Origin of the sequence: Mycobacterium parmense (genome assembly GCF_010730575.1) — a bacterium.
In the GTDB taxonomy this organism is placed as follows: Bacteria; Actinomycetota; Actinomycetes; order Mycobacteriales; family Mycobacteriaceae; genus Mycobacterium; species Mycobacterium parmense.
This window is the reverse complement of sequence record NZ_AP022614.1, coordinates 3,819,973-3,841,324: the sequence shown is the minus strand read 5'-3', so window position 1 is coordinate 3,841,324 and position 21,352 is coordinate 3,819,973. Positions and strand designations below refer to the sequence as shown.

The 21,352-nt window shown below is 70.1% G+C and carries 19 protein-coding genes; 11 read left to right on the top strand and 8 right to left on the bottom strand.

All coding sequences use genetic code 11. The features are described 5' to 3' along the window. Nucleotides 1-23: 23 nt before the first annotated feature. The 6 genes from G6N48_RS17770 (at nt 24) to G6N48_RS17745 (ending at nt 6,375) form a co-directional block, all read left to right on the top strand. Nucleotides 24-755, top strand: coding sequence for a class I SAM-dependent methyltransferase (locus G6N48_RS17770; RefSeq protein WP_232066652.1), 732 nt, complete (start codon nt 24-26; stop codon nt 753-755). 103 nt (nt 756-858) lie between these two features. After that, nucleotides 859-2,061, top strand: a complete 1,203-nt coding sequence (locus G6N48_RS17765) for an alpha/beta hydrolase (protein WP_085271413.1) — start codon at nt 859-861, stop codon at nt 2,059-2,061. A gap of 44 nt (nt 2,062-2,105) precedes the next feature. Beyond that, nucleotides 2,106-3,515, top strand: a complete 1,410-nt coding sequence (locus G6N48_RS17760) for a WS/DGAT/MGAT family O-acyltransferase (protein WP_085271414.1) — start codon at nt 2,106-2,108, stop codon at nt 3,513-3,515. Nucleotides 3,516-3,636: 121 nt separating this feature from the next. Further along, nucleotides 3,637-4,422: a crotonase/enoyl-CoA hydratase family protein gene (locus tag G6N48_RS17755; protein WP_139825988.1), complete on the top strand. Its 786-nt coding sequence runs from the start codon at nt 3,637-3,639 to the stop codon at nt 4,420-4,422. A 157-nt stretch (nt 4,423-4,579) separates the two neighbouring features. After that, nucleotides 4,580-6,082, top strand: coding sequence for a class I adenylate-forming enzyme family protein (locus G6N48_RS17750; protein WP_085271416.1), 1,503 nt, complete (start codon nt 4,580-4,582; stop codon nt 6,080-6,082). Beyond that, nucleotides 6,079-6,375, top strand: coding sequence for a hypothetical protein (locus G6N48_RS17745; protein ID WP_085271417.1), 297 nt, complete (start codon nt 6,079-6,081; stop codon nt 6,373-6,375). Before G6N48_RS17750 ends, G6N48_RS17745 begins: the two co-directional genes overlap by 4 nt. 3 nt (nt 6,376-6,378) lie before the next feature. Here the strand turns inward: G6N48_RS17745 and G6N48_RS17740 are convergent, their stop codons facing one another. The 4 genes from G6N48_RS17740 to G6N48_RS17730 all read right to left on the bottom strand — a co-directional run bounded on the left by G6N48_RS17740 (nt 6,379) and on the right by G6N48_RS17730 (nt 9,806). After that, entirely contained in the window at nt 6,379-6,960 is a 582-nt protein-coding gene (locus G6N48_RS17740) for a TetR/AcrR family transcriptional regulator (protein ID WP_085271418.1), read from the bottom strand. 89 nt (nt 6,961-7,049) lie between these two features. Then, nucleotides 7,050-7,181 (bottom strand): hypothetical protein, encoded by a 132-nt coding sequence (locus G6N48_RS28690; protein ID WP_264051358.1) that lies wholly within the window; start codon nt 7,179-7,181, stop codon nt 7,050-7,052. A 330-nt stretch (nt 7,182-7,511) separates the two neighbouring features. Beyond that, nucleotides 7,512-8,981 (bottom strand): aldehyde dehydrogenase, encoded by a 1,470-nt coding sequence (locus tag G6N48_RS17735; protein ID WP_085271419.1) that lies wholly within the window; start codon nt 8,979-8,981, stop codon nt 7,512-7,514. Between the two features lie 42 nt (nt 8,982-9,023). Beyond that, a complete protein-coding gene (locus G6N48_RS17730; RefSeq protein ID WP_085271420.1) occupies nt 9,024-9,806 on the bottom strand; it encodes a class I SAM-dependent methyltransferase in 783 nt (260 codons plus the stop codon). 83 nt (nt 9,807-9,889) lie between these two features. Between G6N48_RS17730 and G6N48_RS17725 the strand changes: the two genes are divergently transcribed. Continuing rightward, entirely contained in the window at nt 9,890-11,044 is a 1,155-nt protein-coding gene (locus tag G6N48_RS17725; RefSeq protein ID WP_085271421.1) for a glycosyltransferase family 4 protein, read from the top strand. On the opposite strand, the gene G6N48_RS17720 is transcribed toward G6N48_RS17725, so the two are convergent. After that, nucleotides 11,028-12,731, bottom strand: a complete 1,704-nt coding sequence (locus G6N48_RS17720; RefSeq protein ID WP_085271422.1) for a hypothetical protein — start codon at nt 12,729-12,731, stop codon at nt 11,028-11,030. The two genes, G6N48_RS17725 and G6N48_RS17720, sit on opposite strands and share 17 nt — an antisense overlap. 9 nt (nt 12,732-12,740) lie before the next feature. Next, nucleotides 12,741-14,006 carry a DUF3068 domain-containing protein gene (locus tag G6N48_RS17715; protein ID WP_085271423.1) on the bottom strand — a complete coding sequence of 422 codons (1,266 nt, stop codon included), beginning with the start codon at nt 14,004-14,006 and terminating at the stop codon, nt 12,741-12,743. 245 nt (nt 14,007-14,251) lie between these two features. Here G6N48_RS17715 and G6N48_RS17710 point away from each other — a divergent pair, with 245 nt between their 5' ends. Next, entirely contained in the window at nt 14,252-15,382 is a 1,131-nt protein-coding gene (locus tag G6N48_RS17710; RefSeq protein ID WP_276081125.1) for an acyltransferase family protein, read from the top strand. Here G6N48_RS17710 and G6N48_RS17705 read toward each other — a convergent pair. Beyond that, nucleotides 15,339-16,829, bottom strand: a complete 1,491-nt coding sequence (locus G6N48_RS17705; RefSeq protein WP_085271425.1) for an AMP-binding protein — start codon at nt 16,827-16,829, stop codon at nt 15,339-15,341. The two genes, G6N48_RS17710 and G6N48_RS17705, sit on opposite strands and share 44 nt — an antisense overlap. Next, on the bottom strand, nt 16,826-17,806 hold the full coding sequence (locus G6N48_RS17700; RefSeq protein ID WP_085271426.1) for a phosphotriesterase family protein: 981 nt from the start codon (nt 17,804-17,806) through the stop codon (nt 16,826-16,828). Before G6N48_RS17700 ends, G6N48_RS17705 begins: the two co-directional genes overlap by 4 nt. A gap of 101 nt (nt 17,807-17,907) precedes the next feature. Between G6N48_RS17700 and G6N48_RS17695 the strand changes: the two genes are divergently transcribed. The 3 genes from G6N48_RS17695 (at nt 17,908) to G6N48_RS17685 (ending at nt 21,340) form a co-directional block, all read left to right on the top strand. Beyond that, nucleotides 17,908-19,605 (top strand): acyl-CoA dehydrogenase family protein, encoded by a 1,698-nt coding sequence (locus tag G6N48_RS17695; RefSeq protein WP_085271427.1) that lies wholly within the window; start codon nt 17,908-17,910, stop codon nt 19,603-19,605. 79 nt (nt 19,606-19,684) lie between these two features. Next, nucleotides 19,685-20,374, top strand: coding sequence for a TetR/AcrR family transcriptional regulator (locus G6N48_RS17690; RefSeq protein WP_085271428.1), 690 nt, complete (start codon nt 19,685-19,687; stop codon nt 20,372-20,374). A 27-nt stretch (nt 20,375-20,401) separates the two neighbouring features. Further along, nucleotides 20,402-21,340 (top strand): R2-like ligand-binding oxidase, encoded by a 939-nt coding sequence (locus G6N48_RS17685; protein ID WP_085271429.1) that lies wholly within the window; start codon nt 20,402-20,404, stop codon nt 21,338-21,340. Nucleotides 21,341-21,352: the final 12 nt, after the last annotated feature.

Sequence of the window (21,352 nt, the reverse complement as noted above, 5' to 3'; positions counted from 1 at the left end):
GGGCACGACGCGAGGGACGTGAAATGCTGGGGCACCTCTACGATCAGGCGCTTGGCGGCGAGCGATGTTGGATTCGGCACGAGGACGGTGAGCTGCGCCCGCTGCCGGCCCACCGCTGGCTGGGGCTGCGATGTCCGGGTGGGGAGTTACCCGGTGATGGATTTGGTGACGCCTCCGACGAGGTCTTCGACGAAGCCGTCACGCAGATGTGCACCGGGCCGACCATCGAACTGGGCTGCGGGCCAGGGCGGCTGGTGGCGCGGCTGATCCGGCTGGGCGTTCCGGCCCTGGGCATCGACCGATCAGCGGCCGCGATCCGGTTGGCGGGGCGCGGCGGCGCGCCGGCGCTGCTCGGTGACGTGTTCGAGCCGCTGCCCGCAACAGGCCTGTGGCAGACGGTCCTGCTGGTCGACGGGAATGTCGGCCTCGGCGGGGATCCGCTGCGCATCCTGGGCCGTGCCGTGGAGCTGCTGGCGCGCGGCGGTCGATGCGTGGCGGAGTTCGACGTGGAGACCATCGGCATCCATTCGCGGTGGGTCCGCTTGGAGTCGGCATACGAGGTCGGGCCCTGGTTTCGCTGGGCGTGGGTCGGAGTGGACAGCGCCGCCGCATTGGCCGCGCAGGTGGGCCTGACGCTGACCGGCGTCCGCCTGATCGGCGGTCGGGTGATCGCGACCCTCGCGGCCCTTGACGCGCCCCGCGCCGCCGAGATCGGCCGCTTGCCGGCGAATGGCAAAGACCACGCTGAACAGTGACGACACCGGGATCGGCAATCGCTCGGCGGCGCTCGCCGAACCGGCGGCCCGGCTTCTTCGCAAACGTCAGTTTCGCCGATCCGGTCGGGGGTAGGCTGCCCTGATGACGGTTAACGGACCGAGCATCGCCCCCTGCGTGAAATGGCTGCTCCGGGCCCGTCCCGGAGACTACGCACTGGCCTTGACCACCATGGGAGCATCGCTGCCCGTGGTCGGCAGGCACCTCGAACCCCTGGGCGGCGTGACCGCGATGGGGGTGTGGGGCGTTCGGCACGCCCCGGACTTCATGTCGTCGATGAGGCGCGACATGTTCAAGCCGGGCACCGGCGAGGCCCGGCGCCGGGACCGCGAAAGCACGCGCGACGTGTCGCTGGCCGCCCTGCGTGGCGTCGTGTCCGCCGCGGACCTGGACTTGGAGTGGCCGGTCGCGGAACGCACCCCGCCGATCTGGGACGCCATGCGCCAGCGCCGCTATCTCTACCGCCGCGGGGTCCACTACGGCGACCACCCCGCGCAGGTGCTCGACGTCTGGCGGCGCAAAGACCTTCCCGCTCAGCCGGCTCCGGTGCTGATCTTCGTTCCCGGCGGCGCCTGGGTGCACGGCAAGGCGATGGGCCAGGGCTCGGCGCTGATGTCCCGCCTGGCCGAGCTGGGTTGGGTGTGCCTGGCGATCGACTACCGCGTTGCCCCGCACCACCGCTGGCCGCGACACATCATCGACGTCAAGACCGCGGTCGCGTGGGCGCGCGCCAACGTCGACAGGTTCGGCGGCGACCGCGACTTCGTCGCCGTCGCGGGCTGTTCGGCCGGCGGGCACCTGTCCGCGCTCGCCGGGCTGACCCCCAACGATCCGGCCCTGGAGAACAAGCTGCCGGAGGGCGCCGACACCACGGTGGACGCGGTGGTCGGAATCTACGGTCGCTACGACTGGCACGACCGGTCCACGCCGGAGCGGGTGCGCTTCGTCGACTTCCTGGAGCGGGTGGTGGTCAGGAAGTCGATAGCCCGTCATCCCGAGGTGTTCCGCGACGCGTCGCCGATCGAGCGGGTGCACCGAAATGCCCCGCCGTTCCTCGTCATTCACGGCAGCAAGGACAGCGTCATCCCGGTCGAGCAGGCGCGCAGCTTCGTCGACCGGCTGCGGGCCGTGTCGCACTCGATGGTGGGCTACCTCGAGTTGCCGGGCGCCGGCCACGGCTACGACCTGGTCGACGGGGAGCGTGCCGGCGCGGCGGCGCACGCGGCCTCGCTGTTTCTCAATCAGGTCTATCGCACGACCCGGATCGGGGCCAAAGAGGTCATCTGACCTGCCGTTGCTGAGTATGGTCCGTCTATGGGCAAGGGGCAGCGGTGAAGAGGCTGAGCGGCTGGGATGCGGTACTGCTCTACAGCGAGACGCCGAACGTGCACATGCACACCATCAAAGCCGCCGTCATCGAGCTGGCCGATGACCGGCTCGACTTCGACATCGACGCCTTCCGGGAGGTCATCGGCGGCCGCCTGAACAAGCTCGAGCCGTTCTGCTACCAGCTGGTCGAGGTGCCCTTCAAGTTTCACCACCCGATGTGGCGCGAACACTGTGACGTCGACCTGGGCTACCACATCAGGCCCTGGCGGCTGCCCGCTCCGGGTGGCCGTCGCGAACTGGACGAGGCGATCGGGCAGATCGCCAGCACGCCGCTCGACCGCAGCCGCCCGCTGTGGGAGATGTACTTCGTCGAGGGCCTGGCCAACAACCGGATCGCCGTGGTGGGCAAGATCCACCACGCGCTCGCCGACGGCGTCGCGTCGGCCAACTTGATGGCCCGCGGCATGGACCTGCAGGCCGGGCCCGAGAGCGGCGGGTACGTCGCCGACCCGGCTCCCAGCTCTCGGCAGCTGATGAGCTCGGCGTTCGTCGATCACCTGCGTCACGTCGGGCGGATCCCCCACAACATCCGCTACACGGCGCAGGGCCTGGGCAGGGTGCGGCGCAGCTCGCGCAAGCTCTCCCCCGAATTGACCCGGCCGTTCGAGCCGCCGCCGACGTTCATGAACCACAAGATCACCGCGGAGCGCCGCTTCGCCACCGCCACCCTGGCGCTGGCCGACGTCAAGGAGACCGGCAAGCGCCTCGGCGCGACCATCAACGACATGGTCCTGGCCATGGCGACAGGCGCGCTGCGCACGCTGCTGCTCAGGTACGACGGCCAGGCCCAGCCATTGCTGGCGTCGGTGCCCATGAGCTTCGACTTCTCCCCGGAGCGAATCTCCGGCAACTACTTCACCGGGGTGCTGGTGGGCCTGCCCGCCGACCTCGACGACCCACTGGAGCGGGTGCAGAACTGTCACGAGAACGCCAACTCGGCGAAGGAGAGCAATCAGCTGATGGGCCCGGAGTTGGTGAGCCGCTGGGCCGCCTACATGCCGCCCGCCCCCACCCAGGCCTTCTTCCGCTGGGCGTCCGGCCGCGACGGGCAGAACAAGATCTTCAACCTGAACATCTCCAACGTTCCGGGACCCCGCCAGCGTGGGCGCGTCGGCGGGGCGCTGGTCACCGAGATCTATTCGGTGGGCCCGCTGACCGCCGGCAGCGGGCTCAACATCACCGTGTGGAGCTACGTCGACCAGCTCAACATCTCCGTGCTCGCCGACGGCGCGACGCTCAAGGACCCGCACGAGGTGACCGAGGCCATGGTCGCCGACTTCATCGAAATACGCCGCGCCGCAGGATTTTCCGAGAAACTTACGGTCGTCGAGACCGCGATGGCGCCGGCCTGAGGGTTCGGTCGGTCCGGTAACGGGACTCTCCGCCGGCGACAATCCTGTTATCGGCGGCTTCGGTCGGCGGTTACCATCGGTCGGTCAGCAGCCGCCGATGCCGAAGGAGCTGTCCACCACCGTGAGCACCGAGAGCCAAGAAAATCCCGAACCCGAAGTCCTCGTCGAGCAACGGGACCGGATCCTGATCATCACCATCAACCGGCCGAAGGCCAAGAACGCGGTCAACGCCGCTGTCGCCAACGGGCTGGCCGAGGCTGTGGACCGGCTCGACGGCGACCCGGGTCTTTCCGTGGGGATCCTGACCGGTGCCGGCGGATCCTTTTGTGCCGGGATGGATCTCAAGGCGTTCGCGCGTGGCGAGCTGCCGATCGTGGCGGGCCGCGGCATGGGCTTCACCGAGCGGCCGCCGGACAAGCCGCTGATCGCGGCGGTCGAGGGCTACGCCCTGGCCGGTGGCACCGAGCTGGCGCTGGCCACGGACCTGATCGTCGCGTCCAAGGACTCGGCGTTCGGGATCCCAGAGGTCAAGCGTGGACTGGTGGCCGGCGGCGGTGGCCTGCTGCGGCTACCGGAGCGGATCCCGTACGCCATCGCCATGGAACTCGCGCTCACCGGTGAGAACCTGCCGGCCGAGCGCGCGCACCGGCTGGGTCTGGTCAACGTGCTGGCCGAGCCGGGCACCGCCCTCGAGGAGGCGCTCGCCCTGGCCGAGCGGATCGCCGCCAACGGGCCGCTCGCCGTCGCGGCCACCAAGCGCATCATCGTCGAGTCCCGGGGCTGGAGCCGCGAGACCATGTTCGCCGAGCAGAACAAGATCCTGACCCCGGTCTTCTCCTCGAACGACGCCAAGGAAGGCGCTGTCGCCTTCGCCGAGAAGCGCCCGGCCCGCTGGACCGGGACGTAAGCCCGGTGGCAGCATGCGTCGGCGGCACCGCCGGGTGGGTGCCCGTCGGTCAGGCGCCGAGGTGCTCAGCCCGCGGGCTACCGGGTGATCTAAACTACAGTCAAACATGACACTTTTGGCCGGCTTTGTAACGTGCTGATACCGGAGAAATTCAACCGTGAGTATTTCCCTGCTGCTGGAGATGGCCGCGTCGAGCAATCCCGACCGCACCGCCGTCGTCTCCGGCGACCTGCGGTTGACGACGCAGCAGCTCAGTGACCTCGCCGACGGCGGGGCGGGCGTGATCGCGGCGTCCACCGCCGGCCATGTCGTCTACGTCGGCATCGGCGGCGCCATGCTGCCGACGCTGATCTTCGCCGCCGCGCGCGCCGGGCTCGCGTTCACCCCGATCAACTACCGGCTGTCCGCCGAGGGCATCCGGGCGCTGATCGAGCGGCTGCCCGATCCGCTGGTGATCGTCGACGGCCGCTACCGGGACATGGTCGGCGACGCCGCGGGCCGGCTCATGGAATCCGACGAGTTCCTCGCGGCCGCCCGCGACGCCGAACCCGCGGCGGAGTTTGCAGACCCGGAGTCGGTGGCGGTCGTTTTGTTCACGTCGGGCACCACGTCGCAGCCCAAGGCCGTCGAGCTCTCGCACAACAACCTGACCAGCTATGTGACCGGCACGGTGGAGTTCGAGTCGGCCGCTGAGGCGGACGCGGCCCTGATCTGCGTGCCGCCGTACCACATCGCCGGGGTCGGGGCCGCGCTGTCGAATCTCTACGCGGGCCGCAAGATGGTGTACCTGCCGAACTTCGACGCGCAGGAATGGGTCCGGCTGGTCAACACCGAGCGGGTCACCACCGCGACGGTGGTGCCCACCATGCTCGACCGCATCGTCACCACGCTGGAGGCCGGCGGCCACGAGCTGCCGTCGCTGCGCAATCTCGCCTACGGCGGCTCGAAGGTGGGCCTCCCGCTGGTCCGCCGGGCGCTGGACCTGTTGCCCGATGTCGGTTTCGTCAACGCCTACGGCCTCACCGAGACCAGCTCCACCATCGCGGTGCTGACGCCCGACGACCACCGCGCCGCGCGGTCGGCGGAGGGGCCAGACGGGGCCCGATGGATCAAGCGGCTGGGATCGGTCGGGCGGCCGGTGCCCGGCATCGAGCTGCAGATTCGCGACGAGACCGGCGCGGTGCTCGGGCCCGGACAGACCGGTGAGCTCTTCGTCCGGGGCGAGCAGGTGTCCGGCCGCTACACCGGGATCGGCTCGGTGCTCGACGACGACGGCTGGTTCCCCACCAGGGACGTCGCCATGCTCGACGAGGACGGTTACCTGTTCATCGGCGGCCGCAGCGACGACACGATCATCCGCGGCGGGGAGAACATCGCGCCCGCCGAGCTGGAAGAGGTCCTCGTGGAGCACCCCCACGTGCGCGACGTCGCCGTGGTGGGCGTCGAGGATTCGCAGTGGGGCCAGGCGATCGTGGCGGTCGTCGTGCCGGCCGCGGGCGCCGAACCCGACCCCGAGGAACTGCGCGAGTTCGTACGCAAGAGCTTGCGCGGATCACGCACACCCGACCGCGTAGTGTTTCGCGACGAGCTGCCAACCACCCCTACCGGCAAGGTGCTGCGCAGGGAGATCATCCAGGAGCTAGAGGGACTGCACGCATGATCAAGAACGGAACCCGCCTCGCCAGCCAGGTCTGCGACACCCAGGTGATCGTCGTCAGAAGCGCCGAGAGCCTCGACGACCTGCGTTGTGGCGGCGCCCCGATGGTCGAGATCGGTGCCGAGCGCACCGGCGACATCGACCCGTCGTTCGCCGACGGCACCGTCATGGGCAAGCGCTACGTCGACGAGGGCGGGGCCGAGGTGCTGGTGACCAAGGCGGGCGCCGGCAGCCTGAGCGTCGGTCAGACGCGGCTGCAGCTCAAAGAGGTCAAGCCGCTTCCCGCCAGCGACTGACGGTTACTGCGCGCCGTCGTTCTTGCCGGGTATCCCGTTGCGGACCACGAATTCCTTTGCCTTGATCAGGAATTCGAGCTGCTCACCGACTTGGCGCAGCGGCTCGGCGCTGCGGGTGGAGCGGGACAGCATGACGGCGCCCTCCAGCGCGGCGATCGACATCGTGGCCAGCGGGGCGGCATCGGTTTCCTCGAACCCGTCGTTGACGAACGCCCGCGTCATCGCGGCGCCCCAGCGCTGCAGGATGGCGCCCGCCTCGACGGAGAGGTTGGGGTCGTCGTTAGAGCCGATCGCCGCCGCCACGACGGGGCAGCCCGCGGCGAAGCCACCGTCGGCCAGCAGCCGTTCCCAGAACTCGATGAACTCGCGCAGTAGGGTGCGTGCGCCCCAGCGGGCGGCGTCGTCGATCATCGCGGTGATGGCCTCGCCGGAATACCGCAACGCTTCGGCCAGCATCTGATTGCGCCCCTCGGGGAAGTGGTAGTACACCGAGCCGCGTGGCGCGCCGCTGCGCGCGAGCACCTCGTCGATGGTGACTCCGGCGGCCCCGCGCTCCCGCATCACCTCGGCGGCGCTGAGCAACATCTTTTTGCGCGTGTCGCAGCGCCGGGTCGATGTGGGCTCCGCCGTGGGTTCAGCGCTGGTGGGCACCGTCGTACCTCCTGCGGCCGGCCTCACGCAGCGTGCGAATGCCGGAGCGCCGCCCAGTGCATATTGCGCGGGCTGAATCGGAAGGTGCGCCGTTTGAAGTCCGGCAGCTCGCGCGTGTACTGATAGCCGGCGACGTTGAGCTCGATGATCCACATGATTTTCTCCCGGCCTATGCGCGGCCCTAGATTATGCTTAAGAACATATAAGACATCAGTCCAGTAAGCAAATTTATTCCCTAACTAAATTTCGGAGCACACCAAACGCCCTAAGGGGTGTCGGGGAGTTCGACCACGACGAATCGTCCGGACCAGGTTCTATGCTGTTCGGCATAATCGGACGGGCTCGGTGGTCCGGGCGCGACCTCGTACCTCCACGCGGCGCACGGCTGGCGCAACACCCCGGGCCCACCAATAGGAAGCCGGCCTCGCGCGTCGAAGGTCAGCGTGAAGCCGGCTTCCCGCCCGAAGGCTGGAGTTGAGGAGGCGTCAGCTCTCGGTGGTGTACCCCATCGGCATCAGCACGCTCTTCTGCTGCGTGAAGTGCTCGACGCCCTCGGGCCCGTTCTCGCGGCCGATGCCGGAGTTCTTGTAGCCGCCGAACGGGCAGCACGGGTCGAACGCGTACCAGTTGATGGCGTACGTGCCGGTCCGGATCTTCTCCGAGATCTCGATGCCATGGGGGATGTCGGAGGTCCACACGCTGCCCGCCAGCCCGTAGACCGAATCGTTGGCGATCTTGATCGCTTCGTCCTCGGTGTCGTAGGCGATGATGCTCAGCACCGGCCCGAAGATCTCTTCCTGGGCGATCGTCATGGTGTTGTCGACGTCGGCGAACACCGTCGGCTGCACGAAGAAACCGCTGTCCAGCCCTTCGGGCCGGCCGCCGCCGCAGACCAGCCGCGCGCCCTCCTCGATGCCCTTGGCGATGTAGCCCTCGACGCGGGCGCGCTGCTTCTCCGAGATCAGCGAGCCGATCTGGGCGGCCGGGTCCGACGGCAGGCCGACCGGCAGCGCCTGCACGAAAGCCGCCACCGCCTCCACGATCTCGTCGTAGCGCGACCGCGGCGCCAGGATCCGGGTCTGGGCCACGCAGGCCTGCCCGGTGTTCATGATCCCGGAGAACACCAGCATCGGGATCGCCGCGGGCAAGTCGACGTCGTCGAGGACGATGGCCGCCGACTTTCCGCCGAGCTCCAGGGTGCACGGCTTGAGCATGTCGGCGGCGCGACGGCCGATCTCCTTGCCGACGGCCGAGCTGCCGGTGAAGGAGAAGAGGTCGACGTCGCGGTTGGAGGTCAGCGCCTGGCCGGTCTCGATTCCCCCGGGCACCACCGACAGCACGCCTTCGGGCAGGCCGGCCTCGGCGAACGCATCGGCCAGAGCGTTGGCGCTGAGCGGAGTTTCGGCGGCCGGCTTGAGCACCACGGTGCAGCCGGCCAGCAGCGCCGGACCCAGCTTGTTGACGGCCAGGAACAGGGGCACGTTCCACGCCACGATCGCGCCCACCACGCCGACCGGCTCACGGTGCACGATGCTCTGCCCGTAACCGCCGTTGCGGATCTCTTTCCACTTGACCTGGTCGACGGCGGGGCCGGCGAAGAAGTTCAGCGCCCCGATCGAGCTCATCCAGTGCATCGTCTCGACGCTGGTGGGCGGTTGGCCCGTCTCGGCCCCGAGCAGCTGGGTGAACTGGTCCTTGCGCTCCTCCATCAGCTTGAGCGCGTTGGCGATGACGGCCGCGCGTTCCTTCGGCGGCGTCGTGGGCCAGGGGCCGCTGTCGAAGGCGGCGCGGGCCGCGGCCACCGCGGAATCGACGTCGGCCGCGGCCGCCATCGGCACCTTGCCGACGTACTCGCCGGTCGCCGGGCAGTGCACCTCGATGACCTCGGAGGTCGACGGCTCGGTCCACTTGCCGCCGATGAAAAGCTTGTCGTATTCGGTCTTAATGTCGCCCATAAAGCGCCACCCTACCCAAGCGAAAGCGAAACGAGAACACGTTCATTCTTCCGGTTGAAGCACCAGCACCAGATTGCTGACGAGGAACTCGCGCAGCACCGGCACCGACGTCAGCCGCCATGCCCAACGCGGGTGGTAGCGAGGGAATGCGGCGATCGACGCGCCGGTGCTCGCCGCCCACGCCAGGCCCTCGGCGGCCGACACCGCGAACAACGACGACCCGTAGTTGTTCTTCGCCGGACGGCCGTGCTTACGGGCGTAGCGCGCGGCGGCGCGCGCGCCGCCCAGATAGTGGGTCAGGCCCATCTCGTGGCCGCCGAACGGACCCAGCCACACGGTGTAGGAGAGCACGGCCAGCCCGCCCGGCCTGGTCACCCGCAGCATCTCGGAGCCCAGCTGCCACGGCCGGGGGACGTGTTCGGCGACGTTGGACGACAGGCAGATGTCCACCGAGTCGTCGGCGAACGGCAGCGCCATGCCCGAGGCGCGCACGAACGCGGCGCCCGTGTTCCCCGAGACTCCGGCGACGGGGTGTCCGGCCGCGTGCATCTCGCGCGGATCCGGCTCGACGCCGATGTAGTGGACACCGGCGTCGGCGAACGCAGCCGCGAAGTACCCGGGCCCGCCGCCGACGTCGAGCAGCGTGCGGCCCGCCGGCGCCTCGCCACGCGCGCCCACCCACAGCTCGCCGACCATCGCGGCGGTGTCGGCCGCCAGCGCGCCGTAGAAGCGCGCCGGGTCCGACTGCTCGTAGCGGAATTGCCAGAGCAGCCGCAACGACCGCCGAAGCGTCGCCCGGCGGGCGAAGATGTCGGTCGCGGCCACCGGCCATACCCTACGCAGCGCGAACGCTCCGTCGGCACGCGCTGACCAGGCCCGCTGGTGCCCGCCCGGCTAGGCTGACCAAGATGTCTCCTCTGCGCTCCGTGTTGCTGCTGTGCTGGCGCGACACCGGCCACCCGCAGGGCGGAGGCAGCGAGGCGTACCTACAACGCGTCGGCGCCCAACTGGCGGCGTCGGGCGTCGCCGTCACGCTGCGCACCGCCCGCTACCCCGGCGCACCCCGCCGCGAGGTGGTCGACGGGGTCCGCATCGACCGCGCCGGCGGGCGGTACTCGGTCTACGTGTGGGCCCTGTTGGCCATGGCCGCGGCGCGCGTGGGGCTCGGCCCGCTGCGGCGGGTGCGGCCCGACGTGGTGGTGGACACCCAGAACGGCCTGCCGTTCCTGGCCCGGCTGGTGTACGGCCGCCGGGTGGCGGTGCTGGTACACCATTGCCACCGCGAGCAGTGGCCGGTGGCCGGGCCGGTGCTCGGCCGGCTCGGCTGGTACGTCGAGTCGAGGCTTTCGCCGCGGGTGAACAAGGGCGGTCAATACGTCACGGTGTCGCTGCCGTCGGCGCGCGACCTGGTCGCGCTCGGCGTCGACGGCTCCCACATCGCGGTCGTGCGCAACGGCGTGGACGAGGCTCCGGCGAACTCGCTGTCGGGTCCGCGCGCGGCCACTCCCCGCGCCGTCGTGCTGTCGCGGCTGGTGCCGCACAAACAGATCGAGGACGCGCTGGACGCGGTCGCGCGGTTGCTGCCGCGCATGCCGGCTCTGCACCTGGACATCGTCGGCGACGGCTGGTGGCGACCGCGCCTCGTCGAGCAAGTGCAACGACTCGGCATTCCGCACGCGGTGACCTTTCACGGCCACGTCGACGACGAGACCAAACACCATGTGCTGCAAAGCTCGTGGGTGCACCTGCTGCCCTCGCGCAAGGAGGGCTGGGGGCTGGCGGTGGTCGAAGCCGCCCAGCACAGGGTGCCGACCATCGGCTACCGGTCCTCGGGCGGCCTGTCCGATTCGATCGTCGACGGCGTGACCGGGATTCTCGTGGACGATCCCGCGGAGCTGATGGGCCGCCTCGAGGAACTGCTGACGGACCCGGTGCTGCGCGAGCAGCTCGGCGCGAAGGCGCAGGCGCGCAGCGGCGAGTTCTCGTGGGCGCAGAGCGCCGAGGCGATGCGCGGCGTGCTCGAAGCGGTCCGATCGGGCCGGTTCGTCAGCGGCGTGGTCTGACGCCGCGGCGCCATCCGGTGATCACCGCGCCGGCCCCGCCACCGGCCAGCAGCGCCAGCCAGGCCAGATGCGCGGCGAGGGTCGCCCGGCGGCGGCCCGCGGACACACCGGCGGTGTCGCCGCCGATCCGGTAGAGCGCGAACTCGCCGTCGCGGTAGACCGGGGTCAGTGCCCCGAGTGTCCGCCCGGCCGCGCCCATGACGCCGGCGCTGTCGGACTCGACGGCCAGCCACCCGACCCCCGCTCGGGCCAGGGCGGCGGGATCCGGGCCGGCCAGAAGCAGCTCCTGCACCGCCCGGGCGCGGTTCCCTTCCCCGGGAACGACGATGCCCGCGATGGGCAGGTCCCCGGTGGTCAGCACGTCGGCGCGCAGCCAGCGCGGCAGCGGGTCGAGCACCGGCGCCGGTCCCGACCAGGAGAAGCGCCGCATGGTGCCGGCGGGTAGCACGGCCACGGTCCGCGGTTGGCCGTTGATCACCGACGCCACGGCATACCACCCCGGCGGGTAGCGCACCGGCACGACCTTGCCCCCGACCCCCCAGGCCAGGTCCGGCAACGCCAGCAGCAGCGCCGCGCAGCACGCCGCGGCCGCGACGGCGGGCCGCAACCAGCGCCGCAGGGTCACCACGGCGCCACCGCCGGCCAGCACATATCCCGGAGCCGCCAGGGCCACCCACTTCTGCCCGTCGCGCAACACCCCGAGTCCCGGCACGGCGTCGACCACCGCGCCCAGGACCCGCAGGCCCGGGCCCGTCGCCAAGCCGGCCGGGACCAGCACGGCCGCCGCTGCCAGGACCAGCAGCGGCAGCACCGCCGGTCGGCGCGCCGCGGCGGGCAGCCCGGCCGCCACCACGGCCAGCAGCACCACGGCCGACGACACCGCGAACAGCGTCGCCCGCGACGCGGGCACGGCCTCGCCGTTCCAGATCCCGCCGAGGCCGGCCAGGCTGCCCAGCGTGCCCAGGCCCGGCTCGGCGCGCGGCGCGAACACCGCGACCCCGAGCCGGTTGGCCGCTGCGTGCGGGGCCAGGGCCGGGCCCATCGCCGAGGCGGTGAGCCAGGGCAGGGCGGTCAGCAGTCCGGCCGCCGACGTCGCCGCGGCGCACAGCCATCGGGGCCGGCCCGCACCCGGGGCCGCGACGCACACCAGGGCGACCGTCGCGGCGATCAGCATGCCGGTCGGGGTCAGCCCGGCCAGTGCCACCCAGAAAGCCAGTGCGAACAGCTCGGAGCGGCCGGCGTCGGGGCGCGTCCGCAGCGTCAGCACCGCCGTCGCGACCCACGGCAGGCAGCCGTAGCCGACCAGCAGGCTCCAATGACCCTGCAGGAGCCGCTCGGCGACGTAGGGGTTCCAGATCGCCAGCGTGGCGGCGACGAACTGGCCGGGCGCGCCGGCATCCGGCAGGGCCACCGCCACCAACCGCGCCGCGCCCCACCCTGCCAGCCACAACCCCAGGACCAGCAGCGTCTTCACCAGGAGGCCGCCGTCGACCACCTGGGATGCCAGGGCCACGGCGAAGTCCTGCGGCGTCGCCCGCGGCGCCGACGTCAGGCCCAGCGCAGCGTCAGTCAGGTAGGACCGCGGCGTGGACACCGCGTCACGCAACAGCAGATAGCCGGGCGCCAGCAGCGGACCCACCACCAGCAACGCCAAGGCCAACGCATACCCGGGCCGGGCCCAGCGCATCGAGCGGGGCTATTCCCGGTCGGGCGGGCTGGGCGGATTGTCTGCCGAGGGCTGCGATTCCGTCGGCTCCTGCGACCCGGGCGGATCCGTCTCGTGCGTCGTCGGGCGTTGCGTGGGCAGCTTCTCGGTCTCGGCTTCGGCGCCGGGCACCGGTTCCTCGAGCCCGCCGCGGCCGAAGAAGTCCTGGTCGCCGCGGTCCAGGCCGGGATCGGTCAGCGCGCTCTCCGAGCGCAGGCTGAACGAGGCCAGCAACCCGCCGCCGATCAGCGCCACCAGCCCCACGGCGGTGAAGGTGATCGGCAGCACCCGCGACCACAGGGCCAGCCGGTCGCGCTCGTCGCGGGCCGTGTTGACCTGCGCCTCGACGGTGTCCTCGTTGGAGGTGACCTTGTAGTCGGCCAACGTCACCTCGGGCTTGAGCGGGTCGCGGGCGAAGTAGTGGTTGGCGTGCTCGGTCTCCTTGACGATGGTCCCCGAGACCGGATCCACCCACAAGGTCCGCTGCGCCGCGTAGTAGCGCGTCATGGTGACCTGCTCGCCCGGGTCGCCGGGCACCCCCCACATCGCCGCGGGGGCGGTGACCTTGCCGTCCTCGTCGCCGGCGTACAGCGACGGGTACACCACCGGCGCCACCAGCTTGCCGTCGGCGTTGTAGCCGATGTTCTGCGTGAATTTGTAGGTGGTCAGCCCGTTGACGTCGTCCTGGCTGTCGTAGTTGACGTCGAACGGTTTCTGCGCGATCGGGTCGAAGTAGGGATACGTCTTCTTCTCGGTGTTGAACGGAAAGCGGTAGGACAGCCCGTCGTGCCGCAGCGGTATCGCGGTGGGCGGGTTGTCGTCGCCGTAGGGGCGCGGCTTCTGCACCGAACCGCCGGTGTGGGTGTCGTCGGAGACGGCCATCGCCGTCTTGCGGTTCAGCGTGACGGTGTCGACGATCGCCAGCAGCACCCCGCCGTCCTTCTGCTTGTCGGTGCGGCGCACGGTGGTTCCGGCCTGCAGGGTGACGACGTCGGCGTTGGCGGGCGACTCGACGGAGAGCTGCTGCTGGGACACCAGCGGCACGTTCTGGTTGACGACGAGGTGGTCACCGGACAGCGACGCGGCATCCAGCGCGGTGCCGCTGCCGTTGCTGATCAACGTGGCGTCGATGTTCAGCGGGATCTTGCTGATCCTGCTGGTGGTGTACGTCGACAACAGCAGCGCGGCAATCAGCAGGGCGGCCCCCAGTCCGATGATCCCGCATGCGGCGAACCGCAACATGACTGCTCGGTTCACGTTGCCGTGCCCTCCTAGTGGTGTGTGGTCTCGACGGGCGGGACCCGCTCCGGCCCGAGCAAGCAGCGAGGCAAATCCGTTCGACCCTAACAGCAGGACGCGGACCCCCCGCTGAAGAACCACTGCTCGCCGCGGTGCCTCGGGTGTACCCCATTTGTGCGGTGGCACATCACGGGCAGACTGTTCTGGTGACCGATGGCCGGCAGGTGGGAGGCGTGCGTGGCTTCCTGCCCGCCGTCGAAGGCATGCGGGCGTGTGCGGCCATGGGCGTGGTCGTCACGCACGTCGCGTTCCAGACCGGCCACTCCAGCGGCGTCGACGGCCGGCTCTTCGGGCGCTTCGACCTGGCCGTCGCGGTCTTCTTCGCGCTGTCGGGGTTCCTGCTCTGGCGCGGCCACGCCGCCGCCGCCCGGGGTCTGGGGCCCGATGGGTTCCGGGGGCCGCGCACCGGCCACTACCTGCGGTCCAGGGTGGTCCGCATCATGCCGGCCTATCTGGTGGCGGTGGTGGTCATCCTGTCCTTGCTGCCCGACTCCGATGACGCCAGCCCGACGGTGTGGCTGGCCAACCTGACCCTCACCCAGATCTACGTGCCGCTTACCCTCACCGGCGGGCTGACCCAGATGTGGAGCCTGTCGGTGGAGGTCACCTTTTATCTGGCGCTGCCGGTTCTCGCGTTGCTGGCCCGCCGGCTGCCGGTCGGGGCGCGGGTGCCGGGGATCGGCGCGCTGGCGGTCCTCAGCTGGGCCTGGGGCTGGATGCCCGTGCACGCCGGCTCGGGAACGAACCCGCTGAACTGGCCGCCGGCCTTCTTCTCCTGGTTCGCCGCCGGCATGCTGCTGGCGGAGTGGGTGTACAGCCCGCCTGGCCCGGCGCACCGGATGGCACGCCGGCGGGTGCCCATGGCCGTGGTCGCGTTGGTGGCCTATCTGGTGGCGGCGTCGCCGCTGGCCGGCCCGGAAGGCCTGGTCCCCGGCACCGCTGCGCAGTTCGCCGTCAAGACGGCCATGGGCTCGCTGGTGGCTTTCGCGCTGGTGGCCCCGCTGGTGCTGGACCGTCCGGACACCCCGCACCGGGTGCTGGGCACGACGACGATGGTGACGCTGGGGCGCTGGTCCTACGGCCTGTTCGTGTGGCACCTCGCCGCGCTGGCGATGGTGTTTCCGGTGCTGGGGACGTTCCCGTTCACCGGGCGCATGCCGGCTGTGCTGGTGTTGACGCTGATCTTCGGCTGGGCGATCGCGGCCGTCAGCTACGCCCTGGTCGAGTCGCCGTGCCGCGAGGCGCTGCGGCGCTGGGAACGACGCGAAAGGCCGGGCGCCGCAGCGCAGGTCACCGATGCCGAGGATGCTGAGGCCGACGCGATCGCGCCATGATCTCGGCGCGCACCGCCGACCGGCGGGCCTTGCCGGCGTCGTCGCGCAGGGGAGCGTCGACGAACTCGACGAAGTCGGGGGTGGGGGGCACCTTGTAGCCCGCGATGTGTTCGCGCAGGAACTCCCGCACCCCGGCCTCGTCCAGCGCCGAGCCGCCGGAGGTGTGCACCAGCGCGTAGGGCACCTGGCCCAGATCCTCGTGCGGCACACCGACCACCAGGCAGGACAGCACCTCGGGGTGCGCCGACAGCGCGTTCTCGATCTCGGCGGGGTAGACGTTGCGGCCCCCGACGGTGAACATGTCGACGCGGCGATCGGAGAGATAGAGGAAGCCGTCGTCGTCGAAATGGCCGAGATCGCCCAGCGAGTCCCACCCGTCGCGGCTCTTGGCCGTCGCGCCGACGTACCGGTAGGTCGGCGGGCTACCGGGGGTGGGCCGCATGTAGATCTCGCCGACCACACCCGGCGGGCAGGGATTGCCGTCGTCGTCGAGCACCTTCATCTCGCCGACGACGACCGTGCCCACCGACCCCCGGTGGGTCAACCACTGGTCACCGGAGATGAAGGTCATCGCCTGTAATTCGGTGCCGCCGTAGAGTTCCCACACCTTTTCCGGGCCCAGCAGGTTGATCCAGGCCTCCTTGACGGTGGGCGGGCAGGGCGCCGCCAGGTGCCAGAACCGCCGGATCGACGAGAGGTCGTAGGACTGCGGGGCGGCCTGGTACGCCGGCAGCGCGCGCTGCATGATCGTGGGCACCGTGACCATGAAGGTGACCCGGTGATCGGTGATCAGCCGCAGGAACTCGTGCGGCTCGAACCGGCCCATCAGCACGAGATGATGACCCATGATCAACGCCATCGCCGCCATCGTGAAGCCGGTGTTGTGGGACAGCGGCACCGGCACGAACGTGGTGTCGCCCTCCTGCGCGCCCAGTGCGTAGCCACTGGCCGGGTGCACCCGGCTGTCGCCACCGGCATCGATCAGCTTCGGGCGCCCGGTGCTGCCGCCCGAGCCCATCGCCTTCCACACCGGCGATACCGCCTCCGGCAGCGCCGCGTCGGACAACGTTGGTTCGGGGGCGAAACCCAATGGCAGACTTGGTATTTCGGGATGCTCTCGGCCGACCAGCAGGGCGGGTGGCCGCAGGTCGAGCAGGCCCTGCAGCTCCGCGTCCGGCAGCCGTGCCGACAACGGTTGCGGCACCGCGCCCAGCTTCCAGCACGCCACCGCGGCCTGGATCCACTCGACGGAGTTGGGCAGCACCATGCTCACGTAGTCGCCCACGCCGACGCCGCGCTCGGCGTATGCGCGCGCCAGCCGGTTCGTCGAGGCGTCGAGCTCGGCGCGGGTGATCGTCACCCCGTCGCAGGTGACCGCCGGCTGGTCGGGGACAAGCTTCGCCAGCGCCGCGATCTGGGTGCCGATCGGCGGGACCGGGTCGGTCACCGGTAGGCGCCCTGACGCTCGAAGATCCGCCGCGGGTTGTCGACCAGCATGGTGTGCAGCTGCTCGTCGGTGACGCCGCGCTCCTTGAGGGCGGGGATGACGTCGTTGTGGATGTGCAGGTAGTGCCAGTTGGGCATGACCTGAGGCACCAACTCCTCGGGGAGAGCGTCGAAGTAGCAGTTGGCGTCGTGCGAGAGCACCATCTTGTCGGCGTGCCCGCGCTCGCACATCTGCGCCACGACGTTGACCCGGTCCTCGAAGGGTGAGATCGCGTCGATGCCGAACCGGTCCATGCCCAGGTAGGAACCGGCCGCGATCAGCTCCTCGAGGTAGCCGATGTCGGTGCTGTCGCCGGAGTGGCCGATGACGACCCGGCTCAGGTCGACGCCCTCTTCTTCGAAGATGCGCTGTTGGGCGAGCCCGCGCCGCAGCCCGGCATGGGTGTGCGTGGAGATCGGCACGCCGGTGCGCTTGTGCGCCTGGGCGACTGCGCGCAGCACCCGCTCGACACCGGGGGTGACGCCCGGCGCGTCGGTGGCGCATTTGAGGATGCCGGCCTTGACGCCGGTGTCGGCGATGCCCTGCTCGATGTCGCGGACGAACATGTCGGTCATGATCTCGGGGCCGCCGAGTTCCCCGCCGGGTCCCAGGTAGTGAAAGTAGAACGGCACGTCGTTGTAGGTGTAAAGCCCGGTCGCCACAACGATATTCAGCTCGGTGGCCGCCGCGACGCGCACGATGCGGGGGATGTAGCGGCCCAGCCCGATCACGGTCAGGTCGACGATCGTGTCCACGCCGCGGGACTTCAGCTCATTGAGCCGCGCGATGGCGTCGGCCACCCGCCGTTCCTCGTCGCCCCAGGCCTCGGGATAGTTCTGGGCGATCTCGGTGGTCATGATGAACACGTGCTCGTGCATGAGCGTCACGCCGAGATCGGCGGTGTCGATGGGGCCGCGGGCGGTGTTGAGTTCTGACACGGCACTGATGCTAGGTCGGCGACGCGGCAGACCGACAGTGGCGTTTCAGCGTTTTGTCCGGCCAAGCCCCGACCGGCCCGACATGGCGTACCGTCACCGCCATGTTGCTCAATCCCAACCGCTTGCAGCGCCGGTATCCCGACCGTCGCTCGGGGGAGATCATGGCCGCGACAGTGGACTTCTTCGAGTCCCGGGGCAAGGCGCGGCTGAAGTCCGACGACCACAACCGCGTCTGGTACTCCGACTTCCTCGACCACATCGGTCGCGAACGCATCTTCGCGTCGTTGCTCACGCCGGCCGGGTACGGCGCCGACGACTGCCGCTGGGACACCTACCGGATCAGCGAGTTCGCCGAGATCGTCGGCTTCTACGGGCTGAGCTACTGGTACCCCTTCCAGGTCACCGCGCTGGGCCTGGGCCCGATCTGGATGAGCGAGAACTCCGACGCCAAACGCAAGGCCGCGGCGCAGCTCGAGGCCGGCGAGGTGTTCGCCTTCGGGCTGTCCGAGCAGACCCACGGCGCCGACGTGTACCAGACCGACATGATCCTTTCGCCGGGTGACGGCGGCTGGACCGCGAACGGCGAGAAGTACTACATCGGCAACGCCAACGTGGCGCGCATGGTGTCGACGTTCGGCAAGATCGCCGACACCGACGAGTACGTCTTCTTCGCCGCCGACTCCCAGCACGAGCGCTACGACCTGATCAAGAACGTCGTCAATTCGCAGAACTACGTCGCCAACTACGCGCTGCGCGACTACCCGGTCACCGAGGCCGACATCCTGCACCGTGGACCCGGCGCCTTCCACGCCGCGCTCAACACCGTCAACGTGTGTAAGTACAACCTCGGTTGGGGCGCAGTCGGCATGTGCACCCACGCCATGTACGAGGCGGTCACCCACGCGTCCAACCGCTATCTGTACGGCACCGTCGTCACCGACTTCACCCACGTGCGGCGGCTGCTCACCGACGCCTATGTGCGGCTCGCCGCGATGAGGCTGGTCGCCACCCGCGCCTGCGACTACATGCGCAGCGCGTCGCCGACCGACCGTCGCTACCTGCTGTACAGCCCGCTCACCAAGGCCAAGATCACCAGCGAGGGTGAGCGCGTCATCACCGCGCTCTGGGATGTCATCGCCGCCAAGGGCGTCGAGAAGGACACCATCTTCGAGGCGATGACCCGCGAGATCGGGCTGCTGCCCCGGCTGGAGGGCACCGTCCACATCAACATCGGCCTGCTCGGCAAGTTCATGCCGAACTTCCTGTTCGCGCCCAGCGGCGAGTTGCCCCTGATCGGCCGCCGCGACGACGCGGCCGACGACACGTTCCTGTTCGCGCAGGGGCCGACCGGTGGCCTGGGCAAGGTCCGCTTCCACGACTGGCGCAAGCCGTTCGAGAGCTACGCCCACCTGCCCAATGTCGCCCTGCTGCGCGAACAGATCGACGGCTTGGCGGAGCTTTTGGCCGGCGCCACCCCCGACGCGGCGCAGCAGCGCGACGTCGACTTCGCGTTCGCCGTGGGCCAGCTGTTCGCGACCGTGCCCTACGCCCAGCTCATCCTCGAGGAGGCCGGGCTGTCGGGGGTGGACCCGACGCTGGTCGACGAGATCTTCGCCGTGCTGGTCCGCGACTTCAACGGGTACGCCGTGGAACTCAGCGACAAGCCCGCGACGACGGACGCACAGGCCCGCCTGGCGATGCGGATGGTCCGCCGCCCGGCCCACGACCCCGCGCGCTACGACCAGGTCTGGAAGGAGTATGTGCTGCCGCTCAGCGGCGCCTACCAGATGCGGCCCTGATGGCCGGGGTCCGCGGGCCCTTGACTGTGAGCTCGCTCACAGTAAGATGACCAGTGGTCATTGATGCAAGGAGGCCGCAATGCCGACGGTGACGTGGGCGCGCGTCGACCCCGCGCGGCGCGCCGCGGTGATCGACGCCGCGGAGAGCGAATTCGGGGCGCACGGCTTCTCCGGCGGCAGCCTCAATGTGATCGCCCGCCGCGCCGGGGTGGCCAAGGGCAGCCTCTTCCAGTACTTCGCCGACAAGCGCGACCTGTTCGCCTTCATCGCCGACATCGGCAGCCAGCGGGTGCGCGCCTACATGGAGGACCTGATCCGCGCTCTCGACCCGAGCCGGCCCTTCTTCGAGTTCCTCACCGACCTGCTCGACGCCTGGGTGGCGTACTTCGCCGAACACCCACGCGAGCGCGCGCTGCACGCCGCGGCGACCCTGGAGGTCGACACCGACGCCCGAGTCAGCGTGCGCAGCGTCATCCACCGCCACTATCTGGAGGTGCTGCGTCCGCTGGTGCGCGATGCGCAGGCACGCGGCGATCTGCGCCCCGACGCCGACACCGACGCGATGCTGTCCCTGCTGCTGTTGATCTTTCCGCATCTGGCGCTCGCGCCCTACATGCGTGGGCTGGACCCGATCCTCGGGCTCGACGAGCCCACACCCGAGCAGCCGGCGCTGGCCGTGCGCAGGCTGGTCGCGGTGCTGCGGGCGGCGTTCTCCCACCCGGCGGTCAGCGCGGCCCCGCAGCGATCCGAGGCCCCGGAAACGATCTGAGGCACCGAAACGATCCGAGGAGGTCACATGAGAAGGACGCAACTGGGCGCGCTCACCGCGGGCGGTCTGAACTGGCAGGGCCTGCCACTCAAGCTCTTTGCCGGCGGCAACGCGAAGTTCTGGGACCCCGCGAGCATCGACTTCTCCCGCGACCGCGCCGACTGGGAGGGACTGACGGATCTCGAACGCGACTACGCCACGCGGCTGTGCGCCGAGTTCGTCGCCGGGGAGGAGGCGGTGACCGAGGACATCCAGCCGTTCATGTCCGCGATGCGGGCCGAGGGGCGCCTCGGCGACGAGATGTACCTGACGCAGTTCGCCTTCGAGGAGGCCAAACACACGCAGGTGTTCCGGATGTGGCTGGACGCCGTCGGCGTCACCGACGACCTGCACTGCTACCTCGACGACCTGCCGGCCTACCGCCAGATGTTCTACGAGGAGCTGCCCGATTCCCTGCACGCGCTGTCGGTCGACCCGTCCCCGGCCGCCCAGGTCCGGGCGTCGGTGACCTACAACCACATCGTCGAGGGCATGCTGGCGCTCACCGGCTACTACGCCTGGCACAAGATCTGCGTAGGCCGCGGGATCCTGCCGGGCATGCAGGCGCTGGTCCGCCACATCAGCGACGACGAGCGGCGCCACATGGCCTGGGGCACCTTCACCTGCCGCCGCCACGTGGCAGCCGACGACGCCAACTGGGGCGTCTTCGAGGCGCGCATGAACGAGCTCATCCCGCTGGCCCTGAAGGTGACCGAGGAGGGCTTCGCCCTGTACGGGGACGACGTGCCCTTCGGGATCTCACCGGACGAGATGACGCAGTACGCCGCCGACAAGGGCATGCGGCGCTTCGGCACCATCTCCAGTGCCCGCGGCCGGCCGGTCGGCGAGATCGACCTCGACTACTCGCCGCTGCAACTCGAGGACACGTTCGCCGACGAGGACGCCCGGGCGCTGGCCGCCGTCTGACCCGAAGGGCCG

Excerpts from the sequence above, each read along its gene's own strand:
- G6N48_RS17770 (WP_232066652.1), top strand. The coding sequence starts at position 24 with ATGCTGGGGCACCTCTACGATCAGGCGCTTGGCGGCGAGCGATGTTGG.
- G6N48_RS17765 (WP_085271413.1), top strand. The coding sequence starts at position 859 with ATGACGGTTAACGGACCGAGCATCGCCCCCTGCGTGAAATGGCTGCTC.
- G6N48_RS17745 (WP_085271417.1), top strand. The coding sequence starts at position 6,079 with ATGATCAAGAACGGAACCCGCCTCGCCAGCCAGGTCTGCGACACCCAG.
- G6N48_RS17740 (WP_085271418.1), bottom strand. The coding sequence starts at position 6,960 with ATGTTGCTCAGCGCCGCCGAGGTGATGCGGGAGCGCGGGGCCGCCGGA.
- G6N48_RS28690 (WP_264051358.1), bottom strand. The coding sequence starts at position 7,181 with ATGTGGATCATCGAGCTCAACGTCGCCGGCTATCAGTACACGCGCGAG.
- G6N48_RS17735 (WP_085271419.1), bottom strand. The coding sequence starts at position 8,981 with ATGGGCGACATTAAGACCGAATACGACAAGCTTTTCATCGGCGGCAAG.
- G6N48_RS17725 (WP_085271421.1), top strand. The coding sequence starts at position 9,890 with ATGTCTCCTCTGCGCTCCGTGTTGCTGCTGTGCTGGCGCGACACCGGC.
- G6N48_RS17720 (WP_085271422.1), bottom strand. The coding sequence starts at position 12,731 with ATGCGCTGGGCCCGGCCCGGGTATGCGTTGGCCTTGGCGTTGCTGGTG.
- G6N48_RS17710 (WP_276081125.1), top strand. The coding sequence starts at position 14,252 with ATGCGGGCGTGTGCGGCCATGGGCGTGGTCGTCACGCACGTCGCGTTC.
- G6N48_RS17695 (WP_085271427.1), top strand. The coding sequence starts at position 17,908 with ATGTTGCTCAATCCCAACCGCTTGCAGCGCCGGTATCCCGACCGTCGC.
- G6N48_RS17690 (WP_085271428.1), top strand. The coding sequence starts at position 19,685 with ATGCCGACGGTGACGTGGGCGCGCGTCGACCCCGCGCGGCGCGCCGCG.
- G6N48_RS17685 (WP_085271429.1), top strand. The coding sequence starts at position 20,402 with ATGAGAAGGACGCAACTGGGCGCGCTCACCGCGGGCGGTCTGAACTGG.